Below are 20,003 nucleotides of genomic sequence, written 5' to 3' on the forward strand. Positions count from 1 at the left end.
TTTATGCTCCTAATCTAAAAGCAAACTTTTGCTTGATAAGATTCCAAATATATTGCTCATCTTCATCAACTCCAGTAAATCGCGTGTATATCAAAAAAATCCCCAAAACAATGAACACATTAAGCATAAGTTGCCCAATTGGGAGCAAATTCACTTTTTGAGTAAGAAGCAACAATACTGTTGCCATAATCGCTGGAACTATGGTTTTTAAATAATTAATTCCATAGGGTTGCATTTTATAAAAAATATAAACCTGCATAAGTCTTAATATATTGCTAAAAATCACTGAGGTTGCAGTTGCTATTGCAGCACCCATACAGCCAAGGCTGGGAATTAAAATTAAATTAAGTGTAAAATTTACAAAGAATAAACCAATAGAATTATAAAATTCAATTTTTTGTTTTCCTGTCATGATAAGGGTAAAACCAACCCCACCTGTTATAGAGTTAATAAATTGAGCAAGTGTAAAAATAATAACAACAGGTATTCCTTTATTTACAAAATCACTTCCAAAAATCATCAGTATCTCTTTAGCAGAAAAAATCAAAATCAAAGAGACAGGCAAAGCTAATGTATAAGCCCAACGGGTGGTTGTCTTAAAAATATGATTCAATCTTGCAAATTCCCCATGCTGATACAATGAAGCAGCAATGGGCGCATAAATTGAGTTGCAAGCACCTAGGAATACAGGAAGGATCAGAGGAATTTCTGATGCAGCCTTAAAAATTCCAACATCTTGTGAAGTCTTCATTATCCCAAGCATTATTGTATCCATCCAGGAAATAAGTAAATAAAGGAAACTACTGAATAGCAGCGGGATAGAATACGTTATTAAGGCTTTGACTTGATAGTCCGATTTGATAGTTTTGTCTTTAATCTCTGGGAATAACTTTGTAATTAATATCAGTGCAACCAATAGCGCAACGCTATAGGATGCAATGTACCCGTAAATAATGCCAACAAGACCCAATCCAAAGAAAATAGAGAGTGAAATGAATAAGAGATTCAGAGTAGGCTGGATGATATCTCTGATCAATACTGCATATTTCGTTGTGTGAAAACCTTGAGATGCGTTTGCAACGACCATCATCGATGACATAAAAGGCACAGATAACGAGAGTTTTATTATGATGTTTTCAAGTCCCGGTTTATGGAAAACAAACTTTGCTAGAAAACCGGCGAAAAGATAAAGGATAAGTCCCAAAAAAATTCCGCTACCGAAGGAAATACAAAAAGAGCTTATCAAAATTCCTTTCAGACGGCTCTGATCGTTCTTCCGGTATAATGCCACAAAACGCATCGAACCAGTATGAAGCCCTAGACGAGAAATCAAATCAGTTATCTTCATCGCCATAATAGCCAGCATGTACAAACCGAAAGCTTCTACACCGAGAAAACGCGCAGCGATTACCTGATAGAGGAACCATCCCCCCCTACCGACTATGGCTCCAGCAAAACTCAGCGCAGAGCCGCGAGCAATCTTCTTGATATCCTTGTGTTCGTTTGTTTCCATCAACAGATATCTGCTCTATTTAATCTGCTATTTTAAGGTGGGCCGAAAGAACGGCGGCGATGTTTTCTATCTTTGGATTGTTGGGCATTTCCCCCTCAGATAGAAAAAAATGTGCATCGTCGTAGGTGTGCATGCCTTTGAAATGAGTAGTACCAAACAATGAGGGTTTATTGAGCGCCCCTTTCAGGTCAAAGCCATAATTGGGCAAAAGGTAAAGATCCGGGGCATCTTCTTTCAGTCCACCGTGAAAAATTTCATCCTTGAGATAAACTTCTTTTATAACCGGTTGGCCATCAAAGGTGATGGTCTTTAAACCTTGTGCAAGTTCCTCTACCAGTGTTCTGTAATCTGAAGCATTAACGCTTCCTTTGGCATACCTGCCGGAAGAATGAATATAAATTCTCGAAGGATCAAGACAAAAAGCCTTCACCCGGGAATCCATTCCTTTGAGCCCCTCTTGCCCCCCAAGATTCAGATATCCGTTCTCGACCAGCCAGGTATTCAAATAAACTTCTCTCTTTATGGTAGTAAAACCGTGGTCGGAACAGGTGAGGAAAACAGCATTGTCATCTACAGCTTTTTTTGCCATCTTTCCAATAAACTGGTCCAGCTCTCGGTAGAACTTCTCGAATATATCAAAATGATTTCCCACCAGCGCTGAGTCAAAAAAGAAATGGTGCATACGGTCCGTTTCCGTCACCGTACCGATAAATAATTGCCACTCTTCATGATCGTAAAGATATTCAATCGCTTGAATTCTCTTTCGAAAGGTTTTAAAAAGGTCTTCAAAGAAGGCCTCCGGATTTTCGGCAGCAAGCCTGGCATTGACATCCAATCGGTATTCGATCGAACGAAGATAATTGTAGACACTCTCCGGATAAGTGGCTTTTTTAAGATCCAAAGCCACGAAGCCGCTTACTACCACACCATTCATGGGCCTCGCAGGATAGGTCTGGGGAATATTGATGGCGACTGTTTTGATATTTTCTTTATCCCAGAAGGGCATTTCCTTAAGGGATGCAAAGTTAGGGAAAATATAATCATAACTTTGCTTATTGATTTCCATGAAGCCAAAGATACCGTGTTCTGCGGGATTTTTGCCGGTCATAAAGTTGGTCCAGGCAACGGAGGATACTTCCGGCAGGCTGGATTTCATCCTGGCGAGTTGCCCTGTCTGACACAGCCTGGCAAATTCGGGCATGATCCCTCGATCCATATATTCCCTGATAAGACTGTAGGGTACACCGTCCAAACCGATGACCACTGCCTTGGGATTTTTTCTCTTTTTCTTGAATGCGCCAAACATCGATTCTCCTTACATGTAGCCGAGTGCTCTCAATTGATCCATGACCTGCTCTTTATCCTGCCCTCTCCCAACGCGTTCCGGAGTGTTTTCCAGGTCCTGCATCCATGCAGGGATATCGGAGACCTTCCCAGTGGCACATCGGGCACCAAGAGAACGGTAGCCGTATTTATACAGGCTACAATAAGGGACGTCATATTTAAAAGTAGCTATCCAGATATCTCGTTCACTGAAATGGAGAATGGGATGCACCCTCGTATGGTCCGGATTGGTTCTGGGACTGAAATACTCTTCGTCTTTTCGGGCCGCCTGTTCATCCCATCTGATGGCAATAAAGAGGGCCTTGATGCCGTCGTTGATGATGAACTCCCTCATAGGGATCGTCTTCATCAAATGGTTGCAAACCGTTGAGTCAGGCACAAAAGGAAAAGACTTTTCAGAAAAACCCATTTCCTGAAGCGCTTTCTGATTCGTTTCATTGAGGGATGCAACCTGCACTTCCTCACCTATGCCGTTGACTTTTGAACTCACATCGGAATTCTTGAGAATACGAATATTAAGAGACCACAATTTCTTTATATGGTTAACGAACTCCGTGATTTCGTCAAAGACGTCCCCTTCGTCTATGAACATACAGCAGGGAAGCTTAAGACCCATCTCCTCGCAAACCAGTTTGAAAAGCCATAGGCCCATGGTGCTGTCTTTGCCGCCAGTAATCGCTATGGCTATGTTTTCTATACCGTAACGGTCTATCGCTTCCTTTATGATCAACTTCGACTTTTCGACTTTCTGGTCGATGTGCAGACTCATCAGATCCTCTTTTGTCGCTAAATCCATGCGTTTCTCCTAACGATATCGACATCCAGTTTTTTGATTGGAAAGACCGGAGTTCTTAACCTGGCCGACTGCTGCTGCATTCTTGTGTCACTAAAAAATCTGATAATTCCTCCGCCGACATTGGAACGAGGTAAAATAGCAAATTGCGCACAAAATACGCAACCAGTATCTTACCATCTAAAAGTGTAAGTAGGAACAATAAAGAAAATGGAGGCGCCAACAGCACAGGATCCAAACCACAACCCCAAAATTCCATTTTTTCATTTTTCATTTACTGAGCGATCTTTGGAATGAGGGTGAATCATTCCGATAAGACTTCTATGTATTTTATATTATTGTCTAAATTATTGATTAGGATCAAATGTTTTACTTGCTGCTGCCCTTCTATTGCGAAATGGAAAAACTGTCAAGAACCTATTTTTCGGTGAGAAGCTTTCCGAAATACATCGTTCATGTTCCACTGGGCTCTCAACACATCCTGTCGGTTGACTTCATAAAGACCATATGCTAAGAGACGGCGGGAACTTAAGGTTAGGGAGATATGCGAGTGGCCAACTCAAATTCGTGCGAGATGGATGTTTTGAATCAGGAGTTCATTGTTGCCAACAAGTTAGGGATACATGCGCGGGTCGCTGCCCAGATTGTAAAGGTGGCAAGTCAATTCAAGTCGGATGTTTGGCTTTCAAAGAGCGATACCACGGTAAGCGGAAAGAGTATCCTGGATGTGATGACATTGGTGTGCCCTCACGGCAGCACAGTCCGCATTTCGGCATGTGGACCTGATGCTGCGGAAGCCCTCGATGCTTTAGCCGCGCTATTTCAGACCAAATTTGGTGAATCCTGATTCCATCGATAAACATCCCATGGTTACTTTCATTATTCAGAATCTCGTCTGATCTTTTTGATGCGATGAAAGCGTTCCGTGATGAGACCCCGGATCTCTTTTACCCCATTTATAAGGTTATTTCTCGAAGTTTTATTTTTTTCTTAAACCTTTTGAATCGATGGATTGCTTTTAAATGGATCAAAGGTCCAAAGTTGTTCAAGGAATTGGAGTCTCGCCCGGTATAGCCATTGGCAAGGCCCACCTTTTAGAACAAGGTCGCATTCCAATTCCGTACTACACACTCTTGGGTGAAGAGGCTATCGATGAGGAATGCCGGCGTTTCGATGACGCCGTCGCTAAGGCTGAACGCGATCTAGAAGCTATCAAACAAAGCATCCATCCGGACTTCAAGGAACATGTCCATGTTTTGGAAGTCCATCAAATGATCCTTCGAGACCGTCCCATCTACGATGAAACATTACGCCTGATACGGGAAGAAAAATATAATGCCCTGTGGGCGCTCATGCGCGCGCTCATGAAAGCGCACGAGCTTTTCAGATCTCTCGATGATGAATACATTCGAAGCCGGGTGGCCGATGTGGATGCAGTGGCGGAACGTATTCTGCGCAATCTGGCTGGTCAGAATCACAGGGATTTCAACAATATCAAAGAGCGGGTCATTGTAGTGGCTCATGATCTTTCCCCGGCAGATACCGCCCAGTTGCAGCTGGAGCGCACTCTGGGGCTGGTCACGGATATGGGAGGCAGAACATCCCATACTTCCATCATCGCCCGTTCCCTCAGCATCCCGGCAGTGGTTGGAACCGAGTCGGCCACAAAGTTAGTACAAACGGGAGATATCCTTATTTTGGATGGCGCTTCCGGGAAGGTCATTCTCAACCCCACAGAAGAAGAAATCAGCTTTTACTACGAACGTCAGGAGGAGTTGGAAAATTACATCAAGGGCATAAGCAGAATGGCCCATCTTCCGGCCGAGACTCTGGATGGCTACACTGTGAAAGTGGAAGCCAACATCGAATTGTTGGAAGAAGTGGTGGCAGCCAAGGATAACGGAGCCGAAGGGATCGGTCTTTACCGCACTGAATTCTTCTTTATGAATCGGACCAATTTCCCGGACGAAGAAACGCTTTTTTTCGAATACCGTGAACTTTCAGAACTGATGGCTCCCAAATCGGTCACCATGAGAACCCTTGATCTCGGATCAGAGAAACTTGCCACCTGGTATCCAAAGCTCCATGAGAACAACCCTGCTCTCGGATTGCGATCCATAAGACTTTGCCTTCATTATCGGGAACTTTTTAAGACCCAGTTGCGTGCGATATTGCGGGCGAGTGCCGTCGAGAAGAATATTCGCCTCATGTTCCCTCTGGTCTCGGGTGTGGCAGAACTTCGTGAAGCCAAGCAGGTGCTGAAGGAGGTTCAAGAGGATCTTTTATCCAAGAGGATCCCTTTTGACGAGAAGATGCCCCTCGGGGTGATGGTCGAGGTCCCTTCCGCTGTGGCAGTGGCTGATCTACTTGCCAGGGAGGTGGATTTTTTCAGTATAGGCACAAACGATTTAATACAATACAGCATTGCCATCGACCGTGTGAACGAACACATCGCCTACTTGTACGAACCCCTGCATCCTGCTGTCTTGAGGTTCATCAAACAGACCGTGGACGCTGCACATAAGGCCGGCATAGAGGTGGGGATCTGTGGGGAGATGGCGGGCGAATCGCTCTATGTGCCCATACTCTTGGGACTCCAGCTCGACAGCTTCAGCATGAATCCACAGTCGATTCCTCGCGTTAAAAACCTTATCTGCCGCTCCCGGATTAAAGAATGCCGTAGATTCGTGAACAAAATCCTTGGCATGAGTACCGCGCAGGAAATCAACGAAGTGCTGCAAGAAGTGATGATCAAGAATTTTCCCGAAGAATTCAGAGTTTTTGATCCCAGTGTATTGACGACTGAGGGAAGTGTTTCTCACAAACAGAAAAAACGTGCCAAAAAAATGCGAAAATCTCTTGAAGAATCTTGATTTTTCGCCCCGAGCATGGACATGACTAAAAATAAGGCAACAGCGAACACCGCAAATCGTCTCGTATGCCAGAATAAGAAAGCTTATCACGACTATGAAATTGTCGAAAAATTAGAAGCTGGAATCGTTCTGGTGGGAACAGAAGTTAAATCTTTGAGAGAAGGGCGAGCCAATCTGAAGGATAGCTATGCAAAGATCAGAAAAGGAGAGGTTTTCCTTTATGGTTTGCATATCAGCCCTTATACTCATGCTTCCTACGACAACCACGATCCCGAGAGAGTGCGTAAGCTGCTTCTCCATAATTACGAAATCAAAAGGCTGACCGGAAGAACGCAGGAACGCGGATTCTCTCTCATCCCTTTAAAGATCTATTTCAGCAATGGTAGAGCCAAGGTCGAACTGGGATTGGCGCGTGGGAAAAAACTCTTCGACAAACGGGAGAGCTTGAAGAGGAAGGAAGAGATTCGCGAAATGGATCGCCTGCGCAAGCACCGCAGGGAATCCTGATCCAGTGTTTGAACCATTTCCCTCGTCTGAATTCGGGCTGATTCCTCACCCGATTCGCCACGTATAATAGCGCAAGCTCTTTTTCCGCCGTTTTCGCAATCATTTTAGGATCAGGATTCGAATGCAGGTCGTCCGTTCATTTCATTGAGGGGTGTTCTTTGGATATCAAAGAAAAAACCAGGCAGCTTTATGAATTGTACAGGCAATTCGAGACAGCATCACAGCCCTATATCTCCTCTGCTGTCTGCAAGCCGGGTTGTGCCGACTGCTGTACGACGGTGGGCAACGTGGATATCACTACCCTTGAAGGCTTGATCATACTCCGCCATTTGCAATCCTGCCCCCCTGCCCTGCAGAAGGATTTATCGAAACGATTGAAGCTGAACCGCAAGGAAAAAATGGAATCGAAATATGCCCGCTGCGCCTTCTTGGATGCTGCCAACAGGTGTGCTATCTATACGGTCCGCCCTTTCAGTTGCCGCCGTCTTTACTCTGTAAAACCTTGTGGGGAGACGGGGCCGACGGTACATCGCCAGGTGTGGGAAATGGCTGAAAACATCGTATCAGCCATTCAGGTTCTAGACAGCAATGGCTATTCAGGCCATTTGTCTTATGTGCTTCAACTCCTGAACGATGCCCGATTCAAAAAAATATATCTGAACGACCAGTTTTTTCCAGATGAAATCAAGGAGTTTGCCCAAAAGCACGCCCTTCTCATCAATCGTTTTACAACAACTCCGGAAAAATGAGCCCTTCCGTTTGGGCGATCTGCTTCGTTCCATATACTGAACACAAACAAGATCATGCACATTTCGATTCCAGCGAGTTCCGCCCCCCCGATCTTATCGAACACGGCATAGTCATGATACTTCTGCCTTATGTTCCCATGACCACTTATTTTCACATATACCGTAAACGGTTGAGCATCGGATCTTCAAAACTCGGCACAAGGTCCGGTTCTTAACTGTGCGTGGTATAAATGCAACAATGAACCCTGTTGACTGGAGTACGGTACATGAGAGCTTTACGATTGGAAGCTTTTAATGAGCTCAATCTGCTGGAAGTAGACCTTCCTGTCGCTGAGCAGGATGATATCCTGCTCAAAGTGTCTCACTGTGCTTTATGCCGCACAGATGCAAAAATGTTCCGTCAAGGACAACGGGACCTTGTGCTTCCCAGAATTTTGGGGCATGAAGTCTTCGGATTCAATGAACAAACCGGAGAACGCTTTGTGATCTGGCCGGGAGAAGCTTGCGGCGTCTGCGAAGAATGCCTTAAGGGACACGAAAATCTCTGTTCACAAATGAGAATCATGGGGTTTCACAGAGACGGAGGCTTTGCCGAGTATCTATCCGTCAGCAAATCGAGCGTCATCCCGGTACCCGAGAACCTGCCGGGACATCTGGCTTGCCTGGCCGAACCACTTGCAAGCACTCTCAACGCCCTTGAACAGGCAAGAGTGGAAAAGAACGAACGCATACTGATCTATGGAGGAGGTCCTGTCGGACTTTTGATGAGTTTGGCAGCCCAGTCTTTGGGGGCAACCGCATTTGTTGTGGAGAAAAATCCACCCAAGCTTCGAAAAAGCGAAAAATTTCGAAGCAGTCTTGCCATAGAAGGCAGTCCGGAGTGCAGGCTGAAAGATTTTGACGTCGTCGTAAACGCTGCACCCTCTTTAAGTATTTTCCATGAAGGAATGTCCAAGCTGCGATCCGGCGGATGTTTTTGCCTTTTCAGTGGTTTTACGGGTGAAGGCACATTTCCGGTCTCTATCCTCAATGAAATCCACTACCGCCAACTGCGGTTGGCGGGGGCTTACGGCAGCACTCGAAGGCATATGGAAAAAGCCGTTCTGTTGTTGAATCTGTTTCAAGAATCCGTCTCTTATCTCGTAGAAGAGGTGATCGAATTGGATCAAATCCCTCTTGCTCTTGAGGCGATTCTTTCCGGAGACACCCTAAAATTTGTTGCTAAAATTTAGTATTTCCACTTACATTTATAAATTGTAACAAGGAACTATCCCAATACTATACTTTTCCAGCTCCACACCGTTGTGAGCATATTTTTTACAGGATTCTTCTAAAGAACCCTCTTCCGAATCTTGATCCCCGTCTTCCTTGAATCGGCAATCAAGATTTCGTCAACGCCTGAAAGGAAATGTTGATGGCATTAGAAACACAATTGCGTGAATTCGGCCGACTGATCTGTTCTATCGCTGCAGGTAGGTTCATGTCCCGGCAGGAATCGGCCGATGCGTACCGGCAGGTGATCTTGAATGAACAACCGGAATTGCAACAGGGAGCCTTCCTCATGGCGCATATCGCGCGGGGGCCATCGACGGAAGAGCTTTCTGGAGCTTGGGACGCTTTGGACCTCTATGACACGGAAAAGATCCACACTCAATTGACCGGGCCTGTCTGCGACATTGTGGGGACTGGCTCGGACCCCCTCAAAACCGTGAATTGTTCGACGCCCGCAGCCCTTATTGCTGCCGCTTGCGGCCTGCCCATCGCAAAAAAAGGAGCAAGGCTGGTCACAGGGGTCTCCGGAGCATCCGACATCTTCGAAATCCTCGGCATCGATCTCAACGCCCCTCTCGTTCGGGCGGAGAGAGCCTTGAACCAGTATGGTCTTTGTTATCTTCCCGGAGAAAGCTTTCTCAAGTCGGGCTGGGCAAGGCTGATCCAATCTATGCGTTTTACTTCGGCTTTCAACATCATCGGCCCGCTCACACGTCCCTGTGGACAGACCAATTCGATCGTCATCGGAGCCTATGCGCCACACGTCTGCGATCAACTCATATCCGTCCTCAAAGAAATTGCCATGCCCGCAGCCCTTGCCCCCTTCGGAAGAGTTGAAGGAATGGATCCCGCCCTGGGAATGGACGAATTCTCCCTGGCCGGCCCGACGCGCGTCGTGGAACTGCGGCAGTCGAAAAAAGAAATCTACGATGTTACGCCACAAGACTTCGGACTGAAGCCAGTCGGTTTTTCCACAATAGCCAGTCGCGGCACGGCACAGGAAAATGCACAGGTAATCCTCGAAGTCCTGTCAGGCCAATACGATACACCGGCTGCGAACTTCTTTTGTATGAATGCGGCTGCCGCTCTGTATATCGCGGACCTCGTTCCTTCTTATTCAAAAGGTACAGAGATGGCCAAAGAGGCGCTTTCCTCCGGCAAGGCGCTGGAGAAACTGGAACAACTGAAGGAAATCCAGGGGAGAGTGTAAGAAAAGGCTCGTTTAAACAAAAAATTTTATATTCCCGCAGATAAAATTAAAATTTCTGATCAAAAGCGCAATGATCAACCATTGCGAGCCAAAAGGGACCCGGAGAGAAACGCTAACCTCCGGGTCAAGGGGTAACATCGCAAATGCCCTTCGGAGTGGAATCCGGACCGGCCAGTGCTCTCTGCATATCCTCTCCCATGATCCAAAGCAGCCTGGTTTTGGCAACCAGGTAATCACGGCGCGCCCTTGCAACATTTAAACGGGCGGAGAGGAGGTTGGACTCGGCATCATCGACCTCCAGCCTTGTTTTTACTCCATAACGATATCCGGATTCCGCCATCTGCAGCAATCTTTCCGCCTGCTCTGTCGTTGCGGCAAGAGCCTTGACAATCTGAACGGATTCATCCACACGATTGATCGCATCCCTGGCTTCGAGAGCGATCTGGTCGAGCAGTTTTTTCAATTTTATTTCGGTGGTCGATAAACGGCTTCTGGCCTGAATCACTCGCCCTTTTGTGAGAAAACCGTCGAATATGGGAAAGGAAAAATATACCCCTGCATCCCAGTATCCTCCGCCCGTATCGTCATGGATGTCGTCCGTATCACTCCATCCCATATTTCCCTTAAAATCCAGGCGAGGTTTGTCTCCTCCCTTTGCAACGGTCACCAACTCACCGAAAACGCCCAGTTGGCTTTTGTAATAAGCCACTTCAGGCCGGTTGGCAATGGCCCGCTCCATTACGACCTCAAAGGAATCGGGCGCCTTGGGAAGACAGAGCAGGCTGCCGGTCACCTCAAAGTCCTCTTGCACTCCCATAAAGTAGCGCAACCTGTCCTTTGCAAGTCGAATAGCGTTTTGCGCTTGGGCCAGTGCCGGCAGAGCATTGGTCAATGCCACTTGCGCTGCCAGTACATCATAATCCGTTGCCACCTCCATCTGGAGCTTTCTCTTTGCTTCATCCAGATGTCTTTGCTTCTGGGCGACATTGTCGCTTGCCACTTTTTCCAGTTCCAAAGAGAGCAACAGGTCGAAAAAACCGGTTGAAGCTTCCCTCAACGCCAGTTGCCTCGCTTCCTGCATCTGGTGCTCCGCCGATTCCTTATCATATTCCGCCGCTTTGATTGCAGACGATATCTGGCCCCACGTGAACAGGGCTTGAGAAAGGTGGAGGTTCGCGCTGTAATCGTTTCTTTCCCGATTGAAGCCCAAGACAGGATAAGAAGGATCGTGTGAGTAAGCACTTTGTGCTTCAATTTTGAATTGTGGTAAGGCCGCAGAACGCTCTTCGACATACCGCCCCTGGGAGATATTTTTGCCTTCATTTGCCAAAAGAATATCCCGGCTGTAATCCATTGTCAGTCTCAAGCATTCCTCGAGAGTGATGATTTTAGCGGCAGGTGATGCAACCGGCATACAGAGCGAGGAGCATAAAATCATACAGGATATCGACAAGAGTCTCAGTATGTTGCACATCTCAAAACATCCTTGGACAACGGTGAAAACCGAGGCATTCTCTTTTGCCATGGTAGATAGTGCGACATTGCCACATGAACCACGAAAGACAAGGAGGACACAGAGAAAGACTTTCAAATGAAATCGCTGTGTTCTCCGTGTCTCCGTAGTTCAGATGAAATCTGACAACACCAAGATGGGAATCGACTTCACTCGGGCTCCCCCAACACTTCCTCGAGTGGCTGTCGAAACCGCTTTTGAATGGCTAAAACGGCATCGTCGAAAAGGGTGTAAACCACGGGAACAACCACCAAAGTGAGCAAGGTGGAAGTGATCAGACCGCCAATGACGGCCCGAGCCATAGGAGCTCTCATTTCCGCACCCGGTCCCAGTGCAAGAGCCAAGGGGAGCATCCCGAAGATCATGGCCAGAGTGGTCATAATGATGGGCCGCAGCCGAGTTTTCCCTGCCTCCACCAAAGCACTTTTTCGATCAAAACCTTGTTTTTTCAATATGTTGGCATAATCTACCAACAGAATCGCATTCTTGGTCACCAGTCCCATGAGCATGATCAACCCTATGAGGGACATGATGTTCAATGTGTCGCCGGTGAAATAGAGCATCACCACGACTCCCACCAGGGAGAGCGGTAATGAAATCATGATAGAGAGCGGCGCCACAAAGCTTTCAAACTGCGCAGCCAGGATCAGGTAAATGAGTATGACCGCCAAGGCCAGTGCTTCAGCCATATACTGGAAAGTCTCCGCCATATCCTCGGCTTCGCCGCTCCAGGAAATGACATAGCCGGGAGGAAGGCCAACTTCCTTGACTGCGTCCTGGATGGCATTGACGGCATCTCCCAAGGCTATTCCCACATTGCTGGCGGAGAGGGTGACCTGGCGGCGTAAGTCGAGTCGCTGAATGCGCGCAGGCGAAAGATCCATGCGCAATTGCACCACATCTCCCAAGGGCACAAGCATCCGCTGCCCATCGGGAAGGCTGGAAAGGAGAGTGAGTCGCCCAAGCTGTGCAGGACTTCGCCGGTACGATTCAGGCAGTCGAACCCTGACATCGTAGGAATCTCCATCGCTATCTTCATAGGTCGTCGCTACTTTGCCTCCGATTAAGGGCCCCAATGTTTCCACAATCTGTCCTGTCGAGATGCCTACATTCACTGCACGAGCCCGATCCACCACCAACCGGACTTCGCTCTTGTCCTGATCGAGACTTGATGCCACATCCACCACACCCGGAATCTCCTGCATCCGCTTCTTGATTTTTTCTGAATATTCCTTGAGAACGTCGAGATCGTCACCTTTGAGATTAACATTGATGGGAGACGCACCCTGCAAGTTGTCCGCCTCAGTGATGCTGGAGATGATGCCTGGAATTTTGCTGATTTCACGCCGAGCCATGGCCTCAAGTTCCTGTTGCGTGTGATGCCGCTCATCTTTTTCCTTGAGTTTTACATAAATCGTTCCCTCTCTCACTGTTCCCATATCTCCTGCGCCTACAGTGGCATACGTCAGTTCGATGCCGGGGAGAGCATCCAGCACATCAAGTATGGCCAGGACTCTCCCGCGGCTTTCCTCGAGGCCGGCTTCGGGAGAAGCGGAAAAATTCACCTGGAATTCCCCGCGATCATATGTGGTGAAAAAAGAGCTGCCCAGTAATGGAGCCAGAAGAAGGGCACCGGCAAAGGCCGCCAGGCCGAAAGAAAATACCCGCTTGCGATGGTCAAGAGCCCAGGAGATCACTGAACGGTACTTTTCCGCCAGACCGTCGAAGCCATCGTTAAAACGTTCCAGCAGGCGATAGAGAACATTTTTATTCTTTTTTTCGCTTCCTTCCATATCCGGGTCTACCCAGCGGGAAGAGAGCATGGGATCCAGAGTAAACGAAACGAAAAGGGAAACGAGTACAGCGAAAGCCACCGTAATTCCAAACTGGTAGAAGAATCGACCCACGATTCCCTTCATGAACGCTACCGGCACGAATACCGCCACAATGGTAAAAGTGGTCGCCATGACGGCAAGACCTATTTCGGCAGTTCCTTCGAGAGAGGCTCTGCGGTGGTCTTTTCCCCTCTGCAGATGGCGCACGATGTTTTCACGCACCACAATGGCGTCGTCGATGAGAAGTCCTATGGCAAGTGAAAGCCCCATGAGGGTCATGACGTTCAGAGTGAATCCGAGCGCCATCATGATAATGAAGGCGCTGATAACACTGATGGGAAGGGTCAAACCGGTGATGACCGTAGATCGCCAGGAATTGAGAAAGCAAAATACGATGAAGATTGTCAGAAGCCCTCCAAGCAACAGGGTCATCTGCACGTCTTCAACGGACTCCAGGATGAACCTGGAAGAATCACGAACAATTTCCAGGCGAACACCTGAAGGCATCTCCTTTGAGAGGCCCTCGAGTGCCTCTTCGACTCCATCTGCCACGCTCACCGTATTGGCCCCGGACTGTTTCAAAACATTCAGAGCCACTGCGGGCACGCCATTCACCATTGCCAGTGACCTGGGTTCCTCGATTCCGTCCCGAACCTGCCCCAGCTCCTTCAACCGAATGGGACGGCCGTCCCTCCATGCGATCACCATATCCGGGTATGCTGTGACCTCCTCTGGTTTGCCCGACACCCGGACGGGTGTTTCATACCCTTCACGGTTGAGACGTCCCAACGGAGTATCGACATTTTCCTGGTTCAGTCCTGCAATGACTTCATTTACTCCCAGTCCCAGAGCCTCCAGTCGAATGGGATCCAGCCAGACATTGACCTCTCGTTTAGAATCTCCGACCAGATCTACCCGGCCAACCCCTGGAACATTTTCGATGCGCCTCTTGATCCTTTTTTCGGCCAGAGTAGTGAGCTCCCTCGCTCCAAGAGTATCCGAACGCACAGCCAGGGAGATAACGGGAGCCGCAGAAAAATCCAGTTTCTGAATCACGGATTCATCGCATTCCTTGGGGAGTTCACCCCGTATGGCACTCACTTTAGCTCGTGTTTCCTGCGCTGCATCGTTGATCTTCGTCTCCAGAGTAAATTGCACTACAATACTGGAAACGCCTTCCTGGGAAGTGGAAGATATATGCTTCACTCCTTGCACTGGATTGACCGCTTCTTCGATTCTTCGGGTCACTTCACGCTCTACCGACTCGGGAGGTGCTCCTTCGTAGACGGTGGTGATCGTCAAAACAGGGATTTCGACATCCGGGTACATATCGACATTGAGACGTCGATATGAGAAAAAACCAAGCGTCACCAGGGCAAGCATCATGACAGTGGCAAAAACGGGTCTGCGTATGGAGAGCTCAGATAAAAACATATCAAGGGTTTCCTTCCTGATTCGATATGTAGACCCCGTCCCCTTCCCTCAGGTTGAACCCACCTCTTGACACGACCCATTCTGCCCCAGTCAATCCACCTAAAATTTCGACTTTGCCTCCTTCCGTGAGGCCTGTTCTTATCTCTTTGGAATGGGCGACGCCTCCCTCGGTAACGACAAAAACCCTTGCCGTTTCCTTTTCCATGTCCCAACCAACGAGACAGTCGGCGGGTACCACCATGATGTCATGACGCTCCTCCACAACGACCTGTCCCCGAGCGAACACCCCTCCCCTCAAAATATCGTCGCTGTTTTTGACTTCAGCCTGAATACGACCCGAACGATCGGAAGCATTCACCGTGGGATTCACCCTGTGCACCCGTCCTTCAAAAACGCGGTTGCTCAATCCATCCACAGTAAAAGTCAGCAACTGTCCTTCATGCACAAGGGGTAAATCTATAGCGGAGACGGTAGCTGTAAAATCCAAAATCCGGTTGTCCACAATGGAGAAAAGGTGAGCCCCCTTATCCACCCAGTCGCCCACATCGACTTTCCGCTCCGAAACAATGCCCTGAATGGGAGCAAGGATGGAGCTCTTTTGAAGATTTCGATTCGATTCCGCTAGTTGAGCTCGCGCCTGCCCCACCTGGGCATCGGCCAAAGCAACTTGAGCTTCAGCCGATTCGAGGGCCGTTCGCCTCTCGTCGAGTTCCTGGCCTGTGACAAGGCCTCCTTCCTTGAGTTTTAGCGTCCTGTTCAGTTCCCGTTTGGCTCGATTCAGATCGACCTTCGCTTTGAGCAGCTGTGCTTCGGCTATCTTCAGCCCCGCCTGGCTCCTTTGGAGTTCAAGCTTGTAATCCATTGGATCCATTTCAAGAAGAATGTCTTTGGGACTCACATGATCCCATTCTTTCACTCTGATTTGTAAAACACGCCCTGGAAGTTCACTTTTGACTTCTGTGACATTCTTTGCAGAAAGACTGCCGAAGACTTCGACACTCCGTTTGAGTGTGGTGCGGGAAGGAGAGATAACGTCTACGGCGATCCTAGTGTTTTCCGAAGAAGTAGTCGAAGGCTCTGCGGGTATACCTCGTGAGTACCTGAAGACCACAATGCTGCCGGTCCCGAAGACGAGCAGGAAAAGCAAGATAACGCTCATTCGTTTCATGATCGGGCCTCTGAACATACGGTGGGTTTCACTCCGTCAAATATGACATCAATGCTCTTTTTGATTTCGCCGACGGTGAGTGGACTACGCTTCAGATTCAAAACAAGATGCGCCTGCATGGTGCGGAGTAATCCCAGCAAGAGAAGAATGACTTCGGGAAAGCTCTCTTCTTTCAATTCCCCTTCGTCTACGCCTCCTCGAAGCATTTCCGAGAAAACGTGCAACAAGTGACTGTCCACCGGTCGAAGATCATAAGCAGGCGTAGATCCGGGCGGGCCATAAATCATGGAGTTCACCAAACGAACGAAATCCACGTGATCCCGCATCAACTCGTAAAGATGTGTATAGAGAGCAAGTAGGCATTTTCGCATTTTGCCCCTCACAGTGAGAGATTCATCGAGTACCGAACAAAAAGCATGCATGGTTTCATCAACGAGTTTTATGTAAAGGTCTTCTTTGTTTTTGAAGTAGTAATACAGGGTGGGTTTTGTAACGCCTGCGGCTTCAACGATTTCCCGAACGGATGTGCCCGCATATCCCTTGTCTGCAAATATCTTAGCCGCAGCATGGAGGATACATGCTTTCTTTTCCTGCTCTTCTGCCCATCCTGCAGAGTCGTCGTTTATAAACAATCTCAAGCCAAGCCTTTCATTGGCATCATTTTGTTGCCCGATTTTCATTTGAAATATTCTCTTCCTTTAGATTTCCTTCTGTAGTCAATATTTATACCGATCGGTAGGTATAGGAAGGTAATGCTGCTTTGTCAAACGATTTCTGTTCGAAAGTTGCAATCCTGGAATTCCACAGAAATTTCATCAAATTTTTAGTTGTCGAAAGATAACAGGAAAGGAGGAAAACCGAGGCACAAAATTCCATCCCGGCTTTCCGTAGCGGGAAGGACCTCCGTCGAAAGGCTGTTGTGCCATCTTTTCAACCCTCCGACGGAGAAACGTTTTCTTTATTTTTCAGATAGGTTCACTTTCAGAAAGTGATATACAAGTTTATAAAATTATTAAAAATAAAAATATTAGAGGTGCAAATCTAAAGGCGAAAGACTTTCGAAATGTCCAACCAACTCCTCAAAATCGGCCTCACCCAGAAAATTCTCCAGTTGTTTGGTTTGGTTGCAGCGCCCGGTGAATTCATGCCAAAAATCTTCAATCTCCCTCAGGTTGCCATCAGAGCCACCGAAGAGGGATGTCCATTCCTCACGGATTTCGTCGTAACCCTCCAGCATTTTACAGCCCGAAGCATCCATTGCCAACATGAACAGAACGTCGCTCAATGTGACCCTATCTTCACAATCCTGAAGGGAAAAATAGACGTGAATCGCTCTCCCGGGCTTTGAGAGTCTGCATTGATAATGGGCAGCATTCTCCTCAAATTTTTCATCTCGAATCATTGGATTGAAATTGATTTTTTCAATTTCCATGCTGATACGCTGTCTGGAAATCAAACGATCAAGAGCGGCTTTGTGTTCCATCGTCTCCTCCTTACACTTAATGACGTTAATGGAATACATGAAAACCGGTCTTCAAAAGGCGACCGCAGCGTCGTCAGGTCGAAAACACTCGATCTTGAGCGGAAGGAACAAGATGAGAAACTAACTCAGACTCTCTCTAAAACATCGCTGAAGAATTGTGGTAGCGGTTCTACTTCACTCAGGGTGGAAAGACGTATAAGCGTCCGAAAAAGAATCCAGGTCTAAATATATTTTTTTATAATGGCCCAACTTTTGGAAAAATTATAATAAAAAAAATTACTACTGTAAAGAATATATTTACAAAAATAAATACAGACTCGTTTGAGACGATACAATCCATTTAGAAATCAGACAATTGGAGTAGCAGAGTGGAAATCAGAGCTTCTTATGGATCTTCCATGTGTCCATATTATATTGGGTGGTGTTTCTATACTGGAGGAGATCATTCCCCTTCCTCTTTTGCGGATCGGGTTTCCCAAAAAGTTTTTGACAGAGACTTACTTTTTGATCCCCTTCGTGCTAAATTTCGCTCGAAGCATGGTCATATATCCGTGTGTGGACTTCACAAAGTCACGCTCTTTGGAATCTATTTTTCCCACTTCCAAAACCGAAAGAACGTGCAGAAGGAGAACCGACCTTCTGAAAAAATCGATTGAATGGAGGAAAAACAGTGGAAGTTGAGAGCAAACTCATCCCCATTTTGAGAGAAGGCATAGACGTCATCAAAATGGTCTTTTTTCAAAAACTTAAAAGCCACCTGGAGATGAAGTATTCCTCTCTGGAGAAGGCTTCCATCGGCAAGTTGGCTGGAGCCATCATCAACGAATTATTTGGAACGATCCACCTTGATGGGCCCTTTGCAGATTTCGCAGAAGAAAACAAGGCAAAAATCGAGCAAGAAACGGCTCAGGTCGCTGTCCATTTAAAAGAGATGCGCATCCCTTTGACCGATGCTCTGAGAATGCAATTCCTTTGCGATTACCGGGAAGGAATCGACAGCACCCATCTTCTCTCAAAAGCCAGAGACCTAGGAATACTCATTGCCGATCGCGAAGTGCCCCTTCCAGCGCAATTCATGAACCTCGTTCGCAACTTGGGAAGCACTGTTGGTATTCTTGTCCGCTCTTGATAAATGAGGCTCACCTCCAGCGCAGTGGAAAGCGTACTTTGAGTCCGGGCATCCAATATTTTGGATTGCTCATAATAGCAACCGTCGTTCACCACAGAGGCACAGAGTATGCGGAGAACGGCTCCGAGATTATGTTCTTAAAGAGAGTCTTCGATATCAAAGCCTTTCGTTCCTACCTCGAAGCCATGTTTCTCTGTACCCTTTACGCCTCTAGCGAATAAACCGAATATTGTAAAAAATAATTCAAAATCAAACGGCTTTCTGGGAAGAAACGCATTGCGCGCAATGAATTCACAACCATCTCATGGCTATTGTTTTATTTTCTTTTCGGCAATCTGCGCTTGGGGAGTCCCTGGATATTTTTCGGCAATCCGTTCATAAAGGATGCGGGCCGCCGTGCTGTCCCCCAATTTCTCGAATGCGTTGGCCTGTTTTAACAAAGCATGGGGGAGCCTATTGCCTCCCGGATAACGGTCCACAACCTGTTGGAATGTTTCAATGGCTTCCTGGTATTTCTGCTCTGCCATGTAGCATTCGCCTGTCGAGTAAAGAGCGTTATCCGCCAGTTCGGATTTGGGGTATTTTGAAGTGAACCCCTGGAATTCTTTTCGAGCTGCAGCGTATTGTTTCTGTTGAAAAAGCTGTGTCGCTTTATCATACATTGCTTTTTCAGGGTCCACTTTTTCTGGAGCGGGAGGTGCCGGCTGTGGAGGAGCAGTTTCCTTTGTGGCAATCTTCACGGGAGGCGCCGCTGGTTTCTGGGTTGTCGGTGTCGGCACTGCCGCTGGCGTAGCTGCGGGGGGTGTCGTGGATGTAGCTGCCGGCGCAGATGTAGTTGAAGGCGGAATGGTCACTACAGGTTGCGGAGGAGGTGGTGGCGAAGAAGTCTGGGCCGCTGCCTGCTCGGCAACAGAGTGTGCCAACTGGTCGACTTTCTGAATCTTATGATCCAGTTCCTCAATACGCCCGTTGAGCGCTCCAATTTTCATTTGAAGCTCTTCCATACGTGCATAAAGATCTGCACTGGATGAGGTCTGTGGCTGACTACTACTGGATGTTTCAATACGTCTTTCCAGATTTTGCACTCTTTCGTGCAGCATGCCTATGCTCTGCCGCATTGTGGAAGTCTCCTGAGTGCCGGCACATCCTCCGCAAAAACTGACAGAGATCATGAGGGATA

General features: G+C 47.5%; 17 protein-coding genes. 7 read left to right on the forward strand and 10 right to left on the reverse strand.

Going from position 1 to position 20,003, the window contains the following annotated elements:
• Position 1 precedes the first annotated feature (1 nt).
• From QMG16_RS04205 to QMG16_RS04220, 4 genes are read right to left on the reverse strand one after another with little or no spacing between them, the layout of a single operon-like run.
• Positions 2 to 1,513 carry a flippase gene (locus QMG16_RS04205; RefSeq protein ID WP_281792419.1) on the reverse strand — a complete coding sequence of 504 codons (1,512 nt, stop codon included), beginning with the start codon at positions 1,511 to 1,513 and terminating at the stop codon, positions 2 to 4.
• Positions 1,514 to 1,532: 19 nt separating this feature from the next.
• A complete protein-coding gene (locus QMG16_RS04210) occupies positions 1,533 to 2,819 on the reverse strand; it encodes an alkaline phosphatase family protein (RefSeq protein WP_281792420.1) in 1,287 nt (428 codons plus the stop codon).
• Positions 2,820 to 2,828: 9 nt separating this feature from the next.
• Positions 2,829 to 3,653: a phosphoadenosine phosphosulfate reductase family protein gene (locus QMG16_RS04215; protein WP_281792421.1), complete on the reverse strand. Its 825-nt coding sequence runs from the start codon at positions 3,651 to 3,653 to the stop codon at positions 2,829 to 2,831.
• Between the two features lie 55 nt (positions 3,654 to 3,708).
• Positions 3,709 to 3,924 (reverse strand): hypothetical protein, encoded by a 216-nt coding sequence (locus QMG16_RS04220; protein ID WP_281792422.1) that lies wholly within the window; start codon positions 3,922 to 3,924, stop codon positions 3,709 to 3,711.
• Between the two features lie 276 nt (positions 3,925 to 4,200).
• Between QMG16_RS04220 and QMG16_RS04225 the strand changes: the two genes are divergently transcribed.
• From QMG16_RS04225 to trpD, 6 genes are all read left to right on the forward strand, one after another.
• Positions 4,201 to 4,497: an HPr family phosphocarrier protein gene (locus QMG16_RS04225; protein ID WP_281792423.1), complete on the forward strand. Its 297-nt coding sequence runs from the start codon at positions 4,201 to 4,203 to the stop codon at positions 4,495 to 4,497.
• 175 nt (positions 4,498 to 4,672) lie between these two features.
• On the forward strand, positions 4,673 to 6,523 hold the full coding sequence (gene ptsP, locus QMG16_RS04230; RefSeq protein WP_281792424.1) for a phosphoenolpyruvate--protein phosphotransferase: 1,851 nt from the start codon (positions 4,673 to 4,675) through the stop codon (positions 6,521 to 6,523).
• A 21-nt stretch (positions 6,524 to 6,544) separates the two neighbouring features.
• Positions 6,545 to 7,030, forward strand: coding sequence for an SsrA-binding protein SmpB (gene smpB / locus QMG16_RS04235; protein WP_281792425.1), 486 nt, complete (start codon positions 6,545 to 6,547; stop codon positions 7,028 to 7,030).
• A gap of 158 nt (positions 7,031 to 7,188) precedes the next feature.
• Positions 7,189 to 7,779: a YkgJ family cysteine cluster protein gene (locus QMG16_RS04240; RefSeq protein WP_281792426.1), complete on the forward strand. Its 591-nt coding sequence runs from the start codon at positions 7,189 to 7,191 to the stop codon at positions 7,777 to 7,779.
• Between the two features lie 266 nt (positions 7,780 to 8,045).
• Complete coding sequence (locus QMG16_RS04245) at positions 8,046 to 9,011, forward strand: alcohol dehydrogenase catalytic domain-containing protein (RefSeq protein WP_281792427.1); 966 nt, start codon at positions 8,046 to 8,048, stop codon at positions 9,009 to 9,011.
• 182 nt (positions 9,012 to 9,193) lie between these two features.
• Positions 9,194 to 10,261 carry an anthranilate phosphoribosyltransferase gene (trpD, locus tag QMG16_RS04250; protein ID WP_281792428.1) on the forward strand — a complete coding sequence of 356 codons (1,068 nt, stop codon included), beginning with the start codon at positions 9,194 to 9,196 and terminating at the stop codon, positions 10,259 to 10,261.
• Between the two features lie 124 nt (positions 10,262 to 10,385).
• Here trpD and QMG16_RS04255 read toward each other — a convergent pair whose 3' ends face one another.
• The 5 genes from QMG16_RS04255 to QMG16_RS04275 all read right to left on the reverse strand — a co-directional run bounded on the left by QMG16_RS04255 (position 10,386) and on the right by QMG16_RS04275 (position 17,694).
• Complete coding sequence (locus tag QMG16_RS04255) at positions 10,386 to 11,627, reverse strand: TolC family protein (RefSeq protein ID WP_281792429.1); 1,242 nt, start codon at positions 11,625 to 11,627, stop codon at positions 10,386 to 10,388.
• Positions 11,628 to 11,923: 296 nt separating this feature from the next.
• Entirely contained in the window at positions 11,924 to 15,043 is a 3,120-nt protein-coding gene (locus tag QMG16_RS04260) for an efflux RND transporter permease subunit (RefSeq protein WP_281792430.1), read from the reverse strand.
• A 1-nt stretch (position 15,044) separates the two neighbouring features.
• Positions 15,045 to 16,202, reverse strand: a complete 1,158-nt coding sequence (locus QMG16_RS04265; RefSeq protein ID WP_281792431.1) for an efflux RND transporter periplasmic adaptor subunit — start codon at positions 16,200 to 16,202, stop codon at positions 15,045 to 15,047.
• Positions 16,203 to 16,207: 5 nt separating this feature from the next.
• A complete protein-coding gene (locus tag QMG16_RS04270; protein ID WP_281792432.1) occupies positions 16,208 to 16,891 on the reverse strand; it encodes a TetR/AcrR family transcriptional regulator in 684 nt (227 codons plus the stop codon).
• Positions 16,892 to 17,238: 347 nt separating this feature from the next.
• Entirely contained in the window at positions 17,239 to 17,694 is a 456-nt protein-coding gene (locus QMG16_RS04275; RefSeq protein ID WP_281792433.1) for a hypothetical protein, read from the reverse strand.
• Positions 17,695 to 18,364: 670 nt separating this feature from the next.
• Between QMG16_RS04275 and QMG16_RS04280 the strand changes: the two genes are divergently transcribed.
• Positions 18,365 to 18,823: a hypothetical protein gene (locus QMG16_RS04280; RefSeq protein ID WP_281792434.1), complete on the forward strand. Its 459-nt coding sequence runs from the start codon at positions 18,365 to 18,367 to the stop codon at positions 18,821 to 18,823.
• Between the two features lie 308 nt (positions 18,824 to 19,131).
• Here QMG16_RS04280 and ybgF read toward each other — a convergent pair whose 3' ends face one another.
• On the reverse strand, positions 19,132 to 19,941 hold the full coding sequence (gene ybgF / locus QMG16_RS04285) for a tol-pal system protein YbgF (RefSeq protein ID WP_281792435.1): 810 nt from the start codon (positions 19,939 to 19,941) through the stop codon (positions 19,132 to 19,134).
• Positions 19,942 to 20,003 lie beyond the last annotated feature (62 nt).

The organism is Desulforhabdus amnigena, from assembly GCF_027925305.1.
Taxonomy (GTDB): Bacteria; Desulfobacterota; Syntrophobacteria; order Syntrophobacterales; family Syntrophobacteraceae; genus Desulforhabdus; species Desulforhabdus amnigena.